This window comes from Bacteroides caecigallinarum, from assembly GCF_016902295.1.
GTDB classification, from domain to species: domain Bacteria; phylum Bacteroidota; class Bacteroidia; order Bacteroidales; family Bacteroidaceae; genus Phocaeicola; species Phocaeicola caecigallinarum_A.
Window position 1 is genome coordinate 1 of sequence record NZ_JACJLQ010000240.1, and the last position, 219, is coordinate 219.

1 rRNA gene is annotated in these 219 nt (G+C 53.4%); it reads right to left on the reverse strand.

The window, feature by feature from the left end:
* Nucleotides 1–219: ribosomal RNA gene (locus H6A27_RS14975) — 23S ribosomal RNA — on the reverse strand; the annotation flags it as partial.

The window sequence follows — 219 nt, forward strand, 5'->3', positions numbered from 1 at the left end:
TCTGACTTCGTTAGTTTAACTTAGCTGTCATTTCGGGGCCTTAGCCGATGGTCCGGATTGTTCTCCTCTCGGGCACGGACCTTAGCACCCATGCCCTCACTCCCGGGGTAAAACTGATGCGCATTCGGAGTTTGTCAGGACTTGATAGGCGGTGAAGCCCTCGCATCCAATCAGTCGCTCTACCTCACATCAGTAATCCTCGAGGCTGCACCTAAATGC